Source organism: Pseudoalteromonas luteoviolacea NCIMB 1942 (genome assembly GCF_001625595.1).
GTDB lineage: Bacteria > Pseudomonadota > Gammaproteobacteria > Enterobacterales > Alteromonadaceae > Pseudoalteromonas > Pseudoalteromonas luteoviolacea_A.
The window spans coordinates 20,317-33,766 of record NZ_AUXT01000184.1; the positions used below are offsets into that span (position 1 = coordinate 20,317).

At 42.9% G+C, this 13,450-nt stretch carries 11 protein-coding genes and 1 pseudogene; 9 read left to right on the forward strand and 3 right to left on the reverse strand.

The features are described from left to right. Positions 1-298: 298 nt before the first annotated feature. A complete protein-coding gene (fadJ, locus tag N482_RS17265; protein ID WP_063378223.1) occupies positions 299-2,401 on the reverse strand; it encodes a fatty acid oxidation complex subunit alpha FadJ in 2,103 nt (700 codons plus the stop codon). Next, the gene (gene fadI / locus N482_RS17270; protein ID WP_063378224.1) at positions 2,402-3,712 is read right to left on the reverse strand and encodes an acetyl-CoA C-acyltransferase FadI; all 1,311 of its coding nucleotides are present in this window, start codon (positions 3,710-3,712) and stop codon (positions 2,402-2,404) included. Between the two features lie 293 nt (positions 3,713-4,005). On the opposite strand from fadI, the gene N482_RS17275 reads away from it, so the two are divergent. From N482_RS17275 to N482_RS17315, 9 genes are all read left to right on the forward strand, one after another. Then, positions 4,006-4,962: an AAA family ATPase gene (locus N482_RS17275; protein WP_063378225.1), complete on the forward strand. Its 957-nt coding sequence runs from the start codon at positions 4,006-4,008 to the stop codon at positions 4,960-4,962. Positions 4,963-4,977: 15 nt separating this feature from the next. Beyond that, positions 4,978-5,919: a DUF58 domain-containing protein gene (locus N482_RS17280; protein WP_063378226.1), complete on the forward strand. Its 942-nt coding sequence runs from the start codon at positions 4,978-4,980 to the stop codon at positions 5,917-5,919. Between the two features lie 5 nt (positions 5,920-5,924). Beyond that, positions 5,925-6,359, forward strand: coding sequence for a DUF4381 family protein (locus N482_RS17285; protein WP_063378227.1), 435 nt, complete (start codon positions 5,925-5,927; stop codon positions 6,357-6,359). After that, on the forward strand, positions 6,352-7,338 hold the full coding sequence (locus N482_RS17290) for a vWA domain-containing protein (RefSeq protein ID WP_063378228.1): 987 nt from the start codon (positions 6,352-6,354) through the stop codon (positions 7,336-7,338). The genes N482_RS17285 and N482_RS17290 overlap by 8 nt, the downstream gene beginning before the upstream one ends. 1 nt (position 7,339) lies before the next feature. Then, positions 7,340-9,202, forward strand: a complete 1,863-nt coding sequence (locus N482_RS17295; protein WP_063378229.1) for a VWA domain-containing protein — start codon at positions 7,340-7,342, stop codon at positions 9,200-9,202. Beyond that, positions 9,196-10,839, forward strand: coding sequence for a BatD family protein (locus tag N482_RS17300; RefSeq protein WP_063378230.1), 1,644 nt, complete (start codon positions 9,196-9,198; stop codon positions 10,837-10,839). Before N482_RS17295 ends, N482_RS17300 begins: the two co-directional genes overlap by 7 nt. Before the next feature lie 52 nt (positions 10,840-10,891). Next, positions 10,892-11,407 carry a sigma-70 family RNA polymerase sigma factor gene (locus N482_RS17305; RefSeq protein ID WP_063373977.1) on the forward strand — a complete coding sequence of 172 codons (516 nt, stop codon included), beginning with the start codon at positions 10,892-10,894 and terminating at the stop codon, positions 11,405-11,407. Then, positions 11,407-12,132 (forward strand): DUF3379 family protein, encoded by a 726-nt coding sequence (locus N482_RS17310; protein WP_063378231.1) that lies wholly within the window; start codon positions 11,407-11,409, stop codon positions 12,130-12,132. The genes N482_RS17305 and N482_RS17310 overlap by 1 nt, the downstream gene beginning before the upstream one ends. A gap of 111 nt (positions 12,133-12,243) precedes the next feature. Further along, complete coding sequence (locus N482_RS17315; protein ID WP_063378232.1) at positions 12,244-13,107, forward strand: Tim44 domain-containing protein; 864 nt, start codon at positions 12,244-12,246, stop codon at positions 13,105-13,107. Between the two features lie 43 nt (positions 13,108-13,150). Here the strand turns inward: N482_RS17315 and N482_RS17320 are convergent. Further along, positions 13,151-13,450: pseudogene (locus N482_RS17320) on the reverse strand (IS4 family transposase); the annotation flags it as partial.

Below are 13,450 nucleotides of genomic sequence, written 5' to 3' on the forward strand. Positions count from 1 at the left end.
CACCCAGGGCAAAGTTGTGGATGTTGATATATTTTCAATACATTAACAAAGAAAAGGTTATCAACTACACCTTAAGATATTGCTTTATATAACTAAATAAAAACCTGATCGTTAGCACTTTAGTATAAACATCAAATTTCAACATGTTGATGGGAAGAGTTCTCTCTCTAGAACGCGTATATGAGAAGTAAGGGTGCATTCATCAATCACATTCAAGTGAGCGAAATAAATGAGTGAATTTAGATTAGCGTTGAAGTAGAAAACACCCCAATATTTGGGGTGTTTTCTATAATGAAGTTCAGCCGTAGTAACCTTCGCCAGCCTCGGCTTTCGCTCTTAACGGCTCAGAAGGTGTGAACACCTCATTCTCTGTTGCATAGGTAGAAAGCTCAGAGCACACCTTGTTAATACCGCGTTTATCCATATAACTAAATGGACCGCCTAAGAATGGTGGGAACCCAATACCAAAAATAGCACCGATATCGCCATCACGCGCTGATGCAATAATACCTTCGTCAAGACACCTTGAAGCCTCATTCAGCATTTGAGCAACACAACGGTTGGCAATTTCTTGTTTGTTTAACCTTGGAGCTTGAGTAATACCTAGCAGCTCATAGACTGACTCATCTACTTTTTTGCCTTTCTTACCTTCGTAAGAATAAAAACCTCTGCCGGTTTTACGGCCAAGGCGCTTATTATCTATCATACGCTCAAAAGCATTTGGCGCTTTAAATCGCTCACCTAATTCTTTTTCAAGAATTGGGGCTATTTTCGAGCCAATATCAATACCTACTTCGTCAAGTAACGCCAATGGCCCCACAGGGAAACCAAACTCAACCAACGCTGAATCAATTTTCTCGATTGGCTCACCTGCTAATAGCAAGTTTGCAGCTTCATTGACATATGGCGCGAGTATACGGTTAACGTAAAAACCAGCTTTGTCTTTAACAACAATCGGCGTTTTACCCTGTTTGCGTGAGAAGTTCACTGTCTTAGAGATAGTTTCTTCAGAGGTGCCCTCGTGTGGGATAATCTCTACAAGTGGCATCTTCTCAACTGGAGAGAAGTAATGTAAACCGATTACATTTTCAGGTCGCGCCGCCTTTTCAGCAATCTGAGCTATAGGCAGTGACGACGTATTACTCGCAAATATGGTGCTTTGTGAACATTCTCTTTCAATATCTGCAACCATACTCTGCTTAAGAGCAAGATCTTCAAAGACCGCTTCAATCACAATATCAATATCTTTAAAACCACTGTAATCCGTTGTGCCTGTGATGCTGTTCATGGTCGACTGCACCTCAGCCTTAGATAGAATACGGCGCTTTTGTTTTTTCGATAAAATCTTGTAGCTATAGTTTAGCGCGTTACTGATCCCCTGATGTGCAACATCTTTAATACGCACGCGTACGCCTGCTTTAGCAGCACTTACATGGGTAATACCAGCTCCCATCAAACCACCGCCTAATACCGCAGCGCGTTCAATCTTAATATTACTGTCGCTTTGCCACTCTTTTTTCATTTCTGTGGTCGCGAAGAAAATGCCACGCAATGAACGAGATACTTCGGTCATTACTAAATCTGCAAAACCTTCGGCTTCAGTTTTGTAGGCTTTTAATTCGTCCAGCTCTACGGAAGCTCTTACAGCTTTGATGATTGCAAAAGGTGCGGGGTAATGTCCACCCGTTTTCTTTTCGACATTTTCTTGCGCCTTTTTGAAAATCACATTTCTGCCAAACGGATTTGATTCTAAAAGCTGACTTAACTTATCTAGTTTCGGTTTACGTGATTTTGGCTTCCCTTTTCTTGCCAGTTTTACCGCAACATCCTTTAAAATACTTTGAGGTACACAGTCATCAACTAACCCCGCTTTACTAGCTTGTTTAGCCCTAACCTGTTTACCAGTTAGCATCCACTCTAGCGCATTTTGAATACCGACAAGTTTAGGAAGTCTTTGCGTACCACCGCCACCAGGTAGCAAGCCCAGTTGAACCTCTGGCAACCCGAGTTTAGTTTTGTCATCACTTGTGCAAACTCGATAATCGCACGCCAATGCAAACTCTAACCCCCCCCCAAGCGCTGCACCATGGATAGCAGCAACAGTTGGGTAAGGCAGCGCTTTCATTTTAAAAAATGCTTGCTGGCACATTTCGGACAGGCGTAGCGCATCTTCTCGAGTACTCGCATTGTCTAGCATTTTTATATCAGCACCAGCAATAAAATTATCTGATTTACCGCTGATAAATACCATGCCTGTGACATCATCGTTTTTACCTTGCTCTAAAATTTCGAGCAATTCATCGGCAAATGAATCACGCAAGGTATTCATTTTTTCGCCAGGCACATCGATTGTAACTAACGCAACTTTATGACTATTTAATTCATAACTAAATACTGACATTTACGCACTCTCCAATACAAAAGCCGCACCTAAACCACCGGCTGCACACGCCGTTGTAAGCGCCAGTCCACCACCACGACGTTTGAGTTCATTTAAACTCTGAGTGATTAATCGAGCTCCTGTTGCTGCAAATGGGTGTCCATAAGCCAAAGAGCCACCATTGACGTTAAATTTATCCATATCTATTTCACCAATCGCTTTACTGCGACCAAGCTTTTCTTGTGCAAATTTATCAGAAGCAAACATTTTCACATTCGCTAGTGCTTGGGCTGCAAACGCCTCGTGCATCTCGATAAGGTTTAAGTCTTTCAATTCAATGCCTGCTCTATCTAGGGCAAGTGGTGTTGAATGAGCAGGCCCCATTAGCATATCTTCATGCACGCCAATAGCAGAAAAAGCATATGAACGAACATAACCGAGAATTTCATAGCCGAGTGCTTTTGCTTTGCTTTCGCTCATCATTAATACCGCAGCAGCACCGTCAGTCAGTGGCGTTGCATTTGCCGCCGTTACCGAACCATGTTTCCTATCAAATGCAGGGCGTAACTTAGCATAGCCCTCTAATGAAGAGTTCGCCCGTATATTATTATCTTTATCGATGAAGCCTTTGTATGGTTCAACATGTGCAGTCATGACCTCTTGAGACAACAGACCTTCGTCCCAAGCTTTTGCAGCCAGTGAGTGAGAACGATGCGCGAGTGCATCTTGCTCTTCTCGGCTAATGCCATGCGTTTTGGCCATTTGTTCTGCCGTATCCCCCATAGACAATCCGGTAGAGTACTCTGCTACTGCTGGCGGAACAGGTAACAAATCTTTAAGGCGTAACTTTGAGAAAATCTTCAACCTTTGCCCTAAAGTACGCGCTTTATTAAGATCAACTAAACTACCCGCAAGCTTTTTACTTACACCAATAGGTAATACAGATGAAGAATCAGCACCACCTGCAATACCAACGGCAGTATGACCTGCAATAATAGACTCCGCCACATTAGCAACAGCTTGAAAACTTGTTGCGCAAGCGCGAGACACTGAATACGCATCGACGGACACGGGCATCCCTGTTCCTAATACAATTTCGCGGGCAATATTTGGCGCTTCAGGCATTTGAACGACTTGGCCAAAGACTAGCTGGTCGATTTCTTTCTTATCGATGTTCAAACGCTCAAGCATTTCATTGACAACGGTTTTTCCCAAATCTAACGCTGGCACATGGTGATAAGCAGTAGCTTGTTTTGCAAATGGAGTTCGCAGGCCACTTACAATGGCAATACGGTCTCCGTTTATTGTTTTTAGTATGTTTTGTTCAGACATGAATTTTGCTCTCCCGCTGACAGGTCTGACCTGTTATTTTAACCTGATTCTAAACAACCGAATCCGTTATGCCAATAGAAATTTAAAAATTGTCTGTAAAATCACAGCGCAAACCAAACTTAGCGCAAAAATTGTACAATTCAAAAAGTTACTGAAAAATATATTAAAATTATGGAACTAAATCCAAATATACGGTCTAAGAAAAAAAGCGAAAATACACCTCAAAAGCTTGAGTTTTCCTTTTCAATCCATATAAATAAGCAACAAATTTGTCAGAACAAGGACAAACAAGCATGGCAGTTAATGAGTTTACTGAACTAAAAAAATTTTTAGATACGCAAATATTAGGTCAACCTGACCTTACTGAAGCACTTCTTGTTGCAATTTTAGCCGACGGACATTTATTAGTAGAAGGTCCGCCTGGGTTGGCTAAGACACGTGCAGTCAATGCTTTGGCAAAAGGTATTGAGGGTAGTTTTCAACGAGTTCAGTTTACCCCTGATTTATTGCCAGCAGATATTACTGGTACCGATATATATAGACAGCAAACCAGTGAGTTTGTTTTTGAAAAAGGCCCTCTTTTTCATAATCTGATTTTGGCCGATGAGATAAACCGTGCGCCGGCAAAAGTACAATCCGCACTACTAGAAGCTATGGCTGAAAGGCAGGTTACTGTAGGTAAAACAACGTACCCACTACCAGATCTATTCATGGTAATGGCCACACAAAACCCATTGGAGCAAGAAGGTACATACCCTCTTCCTGAAGCACAGCTAGACAGATTTTTACTCCATTTGAATATTGACTATCCAGCTGCGCAAACGGAGCTAGATATCCTCCGCTTGACTCGTGGTGAAGCACTTAGCGACGAAAAAGTCACCTTTAGCCCAATTAGCCAGCAAACGTTGTTTGAAGCGCGCAAGAAGGTTTTAGCATTGCACTTGGCCGAACCGCTGGAACAATATTTAGTTCAGCTGATTATTGCAACTAGAGAAGCCGCTAAACTAGATGAGCAGTTAGGCGCATGGATCGAACTCGGCGCAAGCCCCCGAGCGACAATCGCTTTGGATAAGTGTGCAAGAGCGCACGCATGGTTACAACAAAGAGATTTTGTAACGCCAGATGACATTCAAGCAGTTTTGCATGATGTACTTAGACATCGCATCATTCTGAGCTACGACGCGCAAGCTGATGGCATCACGAAAGACCAAGTGATCAGCCGTATTCTTGAGCTAGTGCCAGTGCCATAAGCTTGGCTGATTTATATGAAAGCGAATATAGACACAACGAGCTGGTTTTCAAATAGTCATAGCAACGGCTTTGAATTAGGATTAAAGGAACTGCTTTATTATAAAGCCAAATCACGTTTACTTGATTTAAAGCCCAAAGGACAGATCCGCAGCGCTCAAGCGGGGCAATACCTCGCACCACACAAAGGGCGTGGGATGGAGTTTGATGAGGTGCGCCAGTACCAATACGGCGATGACATACGCGCCATTGATTGGCGGGTAACTGCTCGCACTGGTGAAGCACATACCAAGCTATATCAAGAAGAGAAAGAGCGCCCTGTTTTTATTTTCACAGATCTATCAAACAGTATGTTGTTTGGCAGTCAGTTGTTGCTCAAGTCTGTCCAAGCGGCTCACTTAAGCTCTCTTGTTGCTTGGTCTGCCACCCAAAGAGGAGATAGACTGGGCGGAGTCGTGTTTTCGGAGCACAGCCATCACGAGCTTAAACCAACTGCTCGTGACAAAGGTGTGCTGGCTTTTTGTCATCAATTGTGTGATGTTCATGAAACAAGCCTTGCGAATAGAGATACGCCTTTACAAAGTCGCTTTAACGAAAATTTAAGACGTCTCAAACACCTCGCTAAACCTGGCAGCTTAATTTATCTCATCTCCGATTTTTCAGACTTAAACGATGAGAGCTTTTCACTACTTGAAGGCTTGAGTCGCCATTGTGAACTTATCGGATGCCAAGTCAGTGACCCTTTTGAGCACCAACTACCTGAATACAGCGATACTATCGAAATTCAAGGTGCACAAACCTCATGGACCCTGCCGCTTGGCGATAAAAAGTTTAGAGAAAAATTCGCCCAACAGGCTGAACACGTGTTTAGTACTCGGCTTCAGCGCTTAAGCCGCTCAGGCATGACCATGCTTAATTTTTCTGCTGCTCTACCATTGGAAATTCAGCTATCTAGGTAACATTTATGATTCCTTCGCCACTCGATGCCCTAAATGATGTTTTACCACCCGAACAAGTTGCTTGGTGGCCACTTTCTTTACCTACCTGGGCACTCATATTGTTATGCGTCCTACTTTTAATCGGTCTAGCCGTTTTTACCTATCGCCGTTGGCAATTTGGCGCGGCAAAAAGAGAAGCCATAGAGCTAAGCGTCCAATATCAAGCTGACCCTTTAGCTTTACACAGTGTATTAAAGCGACTAACAAAGCATTATTACGGTAACAACTTGGCTGCTCAATCAAGTGCAAATTGGTGTAAAACGTTAAACCGGCTAACTAAAACAAATTTTCAAGAACAAGATATTGTGTCGTTATACAACCCAAACTCGAGTTCGGAATTACTCCCAAAACTCCTAGAAGCAATAAAAACATATAAAATAAAGGAGCGCCTAGATGTTTGAATTTGAATGGCCTTTGGCGTTTATACTGCTTCCATTACCTTGGCTCATCGCCAAAGTCAAACCTCGGCCAGCCAAAGCTTTACAAAAAATTCGTATGCCTAGCTATGCAACGTTAGGAGCAAAAGGCACAGAGGTGCAGCCAATTTCTGCGGCAAAAAATTGGCTAGAAATATTAATATGGTTACTCCTTGTTACCGCGTTAAGTAACCCAAGTTGGCTTGACGACCCCATTACACTACCCAGTGAAGGGCGAGATATTATGTTGGCGGTGGACCTGTCACACTCGATGGCAGAAGAAGACATGGAATATAATGGTCGTTACGTCGACCGTTTGTCTGTTGTTAAAGCCGTACTCAGCGATTTCATTGAAGAGCGTCAAGGAGATCGTTTAGGCCTTATACTTTTTGCAGATACCGCATTTTTACAAACACCGCTGACTCGTGACATCAACACTGTCAGCCAGATGCTGCAAGAGTCACAAATTGGCCTCGTTGGTAGAGCTACAGCGATCGGCGATGCACTTGGATTGGCGGTAAAACGCTTTAATCAAAAAGAAGAAAGTAATCGCATTTTAATTTTACTTACAGATGGAAGAAACACAGCAGGTAACTTAGAACCCGATGAAGCACTGATACTCGCACGCGAAGAGGGTATAAAAGTATACACCGTAGGTGTAGGATCTGATGGACGCAGAAATTTGGGGTTTTTCTCCATGGGCAGTATGGGTGGCAACAGCATTGATGAGCAAACCCTGACGCATATTGCGGATGAAACTGGCGGAAAGTACTTTCGCGCCAAGAACGTTCAGGGCCTTCAGCAAATTTACGCCGAATTAGATAACCTTGAACCAATCACGGATGAAGATGAAACTTTCAGGCCTAAACTCGCGTTATTCTACATCCCCTTGCTAGTAGCGATAGCGCTGTGGGCCCTAGCCATCCTTATACGTACCGCGAAACAATGGAGGCGAGAAAAGTAACATGACCGAATTTCAGTTCATCCGCCCTGATTTACTGTGGCTCCTTGTACCGTGGGCCGTCATAATCTTATTACAATGGTATAAGCGCTCTGGTACCCAAGAGACTCAGATTATTGCGCCACACTTAGCTAACGTTGTGCTTGCAAAAAATGATGAGCAAAAAGTGAGTCAGTCATCTTGGCTTACTAGCATGATTTTATTTCTAAGCATATTCGCAATAGCGGGCCCAAGCATCGAAAAGCAAAGCGTACCTGTATTCTCTGCTAAACAGGCACGCGTTATCGTCATGGATATGTCTTACTCTATGTATTCAACAGATATTGCACCAAATAGACTAACTCAGGCTAGGTTCAAAACGCTCGATATGCTTCAACTATTTAAAGAAGGAGACACAGCTCTTGTGGCATATGCACAAGATGCATTTATTGTTTCCCCGCTTACGAGCGACATCAAAACACTGGAAAACTTAGTGCCAAGCATCAGTCCACAAATTATGCCCGGCAAAGGGTCAAATGTGCTTGCAGGTATCGATCAGGCTAAAACTTTGTTGGAACAGGCCAACTATACACAAGGTGAAATAATACTAGTCACCGATGAAGTAGAAACGGACGAAGTCACAGATATTCAATCTATGCTTTCCAATAGTAGCTATACGCTACATGTCTACGGTGTTGGCACAGTACAAGGTGCACCAATTAGCGCACCAGAAGGAGGCTTCTTAAAAGACCGATATGGGCAGATTGTAGTCCCTAAACTGTATGTAGACAGATTAAAGTCGCTTGCTCAAAGATTGGGAGGGAGTTACGCAAGCTATACGCCTGACAGCTCAGATATTCAATCATTTGCGAATTTACAAAGAAGTGATATAGAGCGACCAGATCAACCTAATGAAACTTTGTGGCGTGTAGATGCGGGTAAGTACTTATTGTTTGTTATCTTACCATTGGCATTAATTGCTTTTAGAAAAAGTGTCCTAGCTTTATGTATTACATTGTTTGCTTATCTGCCAAGCACGCCGACCTATGCCGCCGAGTGGCAATCCTGGTTTAAAAATACAGATCAAAATGCGCTTTCAGCCTACCAAGAGAAAGATTATGAAAGTGCTGGCTCGGCGCACGACCCAACACTGAAAGGTGCCGCTTTATACAAACAAGGTGAATTCGAGCAAGCAGTTGACGTACTTAAAGAGTCGGGCTCATCCATTGGTCAATACAATCTGGGCAACGCACTCGCTCACCTTGGTAAGTTGGATGAAGCCATAGGTGCTTATAACAGAGCACTTAATATGGATCCTGAATTTGAGCAAGCCAAACAAAATAAAGCTTTGGTAGAACAGCTCAAAGAACAGCAACAAAACCAACAAAACCATGACCAAAATGAGCAGCAGAATCCGCAGTCTTCAGAGCAACAAGAAGGTGATCAGCAGGAGTCACAAGATCAGTCTCAATCTAATTCTGACCAGCAAGGCGAGCAAAATACTCAACAGCAAGACTCTCAAGGACATGAGTCCGACGAGCAACAAAGTGAACAATCGCAAGATGCCAATGGTGGGGAGCAACAAGAGCGAGACAATCAAAATCAACCAGAACTTGCCAATAAAGAGTCACAGCAAGAGTCTGATGGGCAACCACCCCAACCTCAGCAGGTTGATAAAACTCCGTCAAACGAAGCTCAGGGTGAACAACAAGTTCAGGGTCAAATGAGAGAATTAACCCCCGAAGAAAAAGAAAAAGCTCAGCAACTAGATCAACTTTTACGCCGAGTACCGGATGATCCGGCCATTCTTCTAAAGAATAAAATGCTTTTAGAATCTAGACAGAGACAACAACAAAGACAACCAGTAGGAGCAGAAAAGTCATGGTAATGCGAAATGCTATTTATTTTTTAATCTTTGCGCTCGCACTACCCGCTTGGGCCATTGATAAGCTGACTGCAAGTGTCGACAAAAACCCTGTCCTCGTAGGAGAGTATTTCACCCTTACTATAGAAGCAAATGGAAAAGTATCTGGCCAAATGCCAGACACCTCTGCGCTATCTCAACGTTTTGTGACTGGTCCTGTCAGCACAAGCTCTCGGACACAAATCGTCAATGGCAGTATGAGTAGTGCTACGACTTGGCAAATGCAAGTCATGTCCAGGCGAGCAGGTGATTTTACGATCCCATCGTTTGAAGTAGCAGGAGAGCAAAGCCAACCCATTAATATTAAGGTCGTGGCGCGTGATCAGGATACTAGTGAACAAAAAGACGTGTTCATTAAGGTTAGTTTAGAGCCTCAATCTCTGTACGTACAACAGGCGGCTCTTTATACGATGAAACTCTACATTGGTAAAGATTTGATTGAAGCACAGCTCAGTGAGCCATTGATGACAGACGCTACCTTGACCGCTATGGGCCAGCAAAAAGAAGATTACGAAATCGTTGAAGGCCGACGCTATAGAGTGATCACCAGAAATTACCTGATCCAACCTCAAAAGAGTGGCACATTTAGCATCGACCCACCCGTTTTTAATGGCCAAGTAAGAGAAGGCTATCGCCGTATGGCAATGAGCGCGATTGGCGAAACCATTGATGTAGAGGTCAAGCCAATCCCTAATGATTATCGCGGCGACTGGTTACCCAGTGAGTTGGTTAATTTAGCAGAAGAATGGCAGCCAAGTGACAATAAAGTCGTAGTAGGCTCTCCTATCACACGTACTTTCACGCTAACAGCACTTGGGATCACTAAAGAGCAGATGCCAGATATAGATGTACCTAGTGTTAGTGGCTTCAGAATTTACCCTGATGAAACTGATAGAAACCAAATGGCACGGGATGGACGTGTAATATCTCAGCTCATTGCATCTTACGCAATCCTACCTCAAAAGCCGGGTGTATATACTTTACCTGAAGTAAAACTTCCATGGTTTAACACAGTCATAAACAGAGTTCAGTATGCAACACTGCCAGCTCGCACAATAGAAGTGGTCGCAGACCCAAATCAACCTCAACTACCCAGTCAATCCGAAGTACCACAGACATCGACAAGTAGTGAACAAACTCAAACGGCTGTTGAACCACAAATCGTTTATAAAGAAGCTGAAAAATCTGTCATCGACTGGGCAATCTCGGCTTTAGGCTACATACTGTGGTTTATTACAATGGTTATTTGGTTTGTTAAGTCTCGCAGGCAGCCAAAACTTGCGCCTACTCATAACAGTGGAGTGAAAGAAGCGGACATTTCTGCTTTGGTAAAAGATCTATCATTGGCCGCAAAAAAAGGTGATGCTAGTGCATTTTACAAGTCTCTGAGAAAATACGTAGAAACCGCTCAGCAGCTTACTGTTAAGGCTTGGCTTAGTGAGCAAGACACCGAAATCAGGGAAGAAATTGCAAAACTGCAAGCATCCCTTTATAGTGCAAACGAATCTGATGTAGATACTCTCTCGCTGTACAAAAAAATAATTAGTGCTGAAAAGCTTGTAAAATCAGGCACTCAGAATCGTCTCGAGCAGTTGTATTAAAATAATATGGCGAAAAGTGAAATAATATTGCTAAAGACAAGGTCTAGTTAGCATGACCCAAAAACAAAAACGTTACGAATCGTTGGTGCAGGTCTACCATACAGAGCTTTACCGCTTTGCTTATTGGCTGTGCCAAGATCCAACTATTGCAGAAGATTTGGTTCAAGAGACTTTTTTACGAGCATGGCGTTCATTAGACGCCTTACAAGATGAAAAAGCAGCCAAATCTTGGTTATTAACTATTTTACGACGAGAAAATGCGCGTCGTTTTGAAAGAAAACAATTTGACTATGCGGATGTTGAGCACGACACACTTGAGGATACTAAAAGTACGTCATTAGATGACGAAATGGAACAAACTGTCGTGCAAAGACAAATTAGCCAGCTAGCATCTGAATATCGTGAACCTCTATTATTGCAAGTTGTAATGGGTTGTTCAGGTGATGAAATCGCAGAAATTTTGGAGTTAAACAAAAACACAGTCATGACTAGATTGTATCGAGCGAGAAATCAGCTAAAAGAGGCATTAACCAACGTGAATGAATCAGCAAAGGGGGCATCAAACTGATGGATGATTTAGAATTTCGTCGTCGCCTGTTCGCCGATCCAAACAATGAGCAGCTTACCCAAGAAGCAAAGGGTGATCCGGAAAAGCAGCGCTTAGTCGATGAAGCGCAAGATTTTGATACAATGCTGGGCGATGCATTTAAAGTACCGGTTCCTAGTGACCTGCAAGCAAAACTTCTTGCTCAAGTTGAAGAAGAGCTAAAACCAGCAATGCCATCTAAAGTGGTCAATATTGCTTGGTATAGACGCTTCTCGGTACCCATTGCATCTGCTGCTTCGGTGATGCTTGCAGTTTTGGTCTATTTTAGTTCAGCGGTCCACGCCCCACTTCATGCAGGTGAGCATGCATTAGAGCATGTATATTATGAAGAGAGTGCTTTAAGGCTAAATAAAGAAGTGACTTTACAGGTAGTTAATGAAAAATTGGCTATGCTAGGCGGTAAGTTGGAAGCGATGCCTGGTAAAGTAACTTATGCGACTTTCTGTAACTTTAAAGGCCAAAGAAGCTTGCACTTGATTTTTCAATCTGAACACGGCCCCATGACAGTATTTATAGTGCCAAGTGATAGTAATGATTATAGAGATGGTAAGTCTCATTTTACTGATGAAAGATTTGCAGGCTCTATCAACAAAGGTAAACACGCAGATACAATATTAGTTGCTAATTTAGGAACCCCTATTGAAAAATATCAAGGTGAAGTCAACAACTCCTTACGCTGGCTATAAAAATAAGGCGCGCTAAGCGCCTTATTTGTTCCTAAAACTAACCTATTTTAGTTCATTTCATCCGTTATTTTATTTAAAATGACAGGCAGTATTTAAACTTAGAGGAAAACCATGAAACAATTTTTTGTTTTATTGACTATCGTTTCGATGTTGTTTGCAACAGCTTTTGATGCTGAAGCTCGTAAAAAGTTTGGCGGTAAAAAGAAAGGCAAAACACATCAAACATCCACTGTTCAACAGAAAAAGCAAGTAGATACAAAATCTCTTGCAGCTCAGCAAGGAGCTAAGAAAAAATCAAGCAAAAAAGGCATTATGGCAGGTGTTTTAGGCGGCCTACTAGCTGGTGGCTTAATTGCTGCTATGCTTGGTGATGATTTTGAAGGCTTCCAATTCCTTGAAATGATCTTATTGGCAGTAGCTGCATTTGTGCTGTTTAAAGTAATAAAGAGCTTTATGAGTAAAAAGCAACAGCCGCAAATGGCTGGGGCGCCAAATAATTTTGGTCAACAATCACAAAGCCAACCGTTTTCACAACCTCAGCAATTTCAAGCGAACCAAAACGCTGGTGGCTTTGGAGCTCAGCAAGAGGTGCCGTTCAACTTACCACGAGATTTTGACGTAAACGGCTTCCTACAAGGAGCCCGCTCTCACTATCAAACAATTCAAACTGCGTGGAACAAAAAAGACTACGCTACAATGGCCGAATACTTAAGCCCAGAGCTAGTTGAAGAGTTCCGCCAAGAGCGTGAACAACAGGGCGATGTTGAAACTGAAGTCATGTTTGTCGATGCTGAACTTGCTCGTGCAGACGTAACCGCTGATAAGTGGGAAATCAGCGTTATGTTTAGAGGTAAATACCGCGACTTGGGTGATATGCAAGAAGAACCAATTCACGAAGCTTGGCACTTGGAACGTAAAACTCAGGGTGACGCCCCTTGGTTAATCGTAGGTGTTGAAGACCTAGTTGATAGCTAACCAGCTTCAAAATTAAAAAAGGCGCTATCAAGCTGTCTCTTGATCACAAGTCTGATTCAAGAGACTTAGCTAAATCGTAGCCTTCAAGGATGGCTTGTAATTTAAGCCATCCTTGCCATAACACTTTGACAGATGCACGCCCTGTGCGCTTGGTATCTTTCCAGCCACCTAACTTAGCCAGTTCTTGATACGCCCACGACATATTAGGAGCGGTTGCTGGCAATGGTGTTTTCATTCTTTTTAACCATAATAGCTTCCATGCTTTGGGAGATAACAGTTGTTCACAACTTGGTGACTCTGGCTGCTCATTGGCAAACTTCAGTTGCAATATTCGTGTGGCGAT

Bases quoted from the DNA above. Each gene is read 5' to 3' on its own strand.
- N482_RS17315 (WP_063378232.1), top strand. From the start codon at position 12,244: ATGAAACAATTTTTTGTTTTATTGACTATCGTTTCGATGTTGTTTGCA.
- N482_RS17305 (WP_063373977.1), top strand. From the start codon at position 10,892: ATGACCCAAAAACAAAAACGTTACGAATCGTTGGTGCAGGTCTACCAT.
- fadI (WP_063378224.1), bottom strand. From the start codon at position 3,712: ATGTCTGAACAAAACATACTAAAAACAATAAACGGAGACCGTATTGCC.
- N482_RS17295 (WP_063378229.1), top strand. From the start codon at position 7,340: ATGACCGAATTTCAGTTCATCCGCCCTGATTTACTGTGGCTCCTTGTA.
- N482_RS17285 (WP_063378227.1), top strand. From the start codon at position 5,925: ATGATTCCTTCGCCACTCGATGCCCTAAATGATGTTTTACCACCCGAA.
- N482_RS17275 (WP_063378225.1), top strand. From the start codon at position 4,006: ATGGCAGTTAATGAGTTTACTGAACTAAAAAAATTTTTAGATACGCAA.
- fadJ (WP_063378223.1), bottom strand. From the start codon at position 2,401: ATGTCAGTATTTAGTTATGAATTAAATAGTCATAAAGTTGCGTTAGTT.
- N482_RS17310 (WP_063378231.1), top strand. From the start codon at position 11,407: ATGGATGATTTAGAATTTCGTCGTCGCCTGTTCGCCGATCCAAACAAT.
- N482_RS17280 (WP_063378226.1), top strand. From the start codon at position 4,978: ATGAAAGCGAATATAGACACAACGAGCTGGTTTTCAAATAGTCATAGC.
- N482_RS17290 (WP_063378228.1), top strand. From the start codon at position 6,352: ATGTTTGAATTTGAATGGCCTTTGGCGTTTATACTGCTTCCATTACCT.
- N482_RS17300 (WP_063378230.1), top strand. From the start codon at position 9,196: ATGGTAATGCGAAATGCTATTTATTTTTTAATCTTTGCGCTCGCACTA.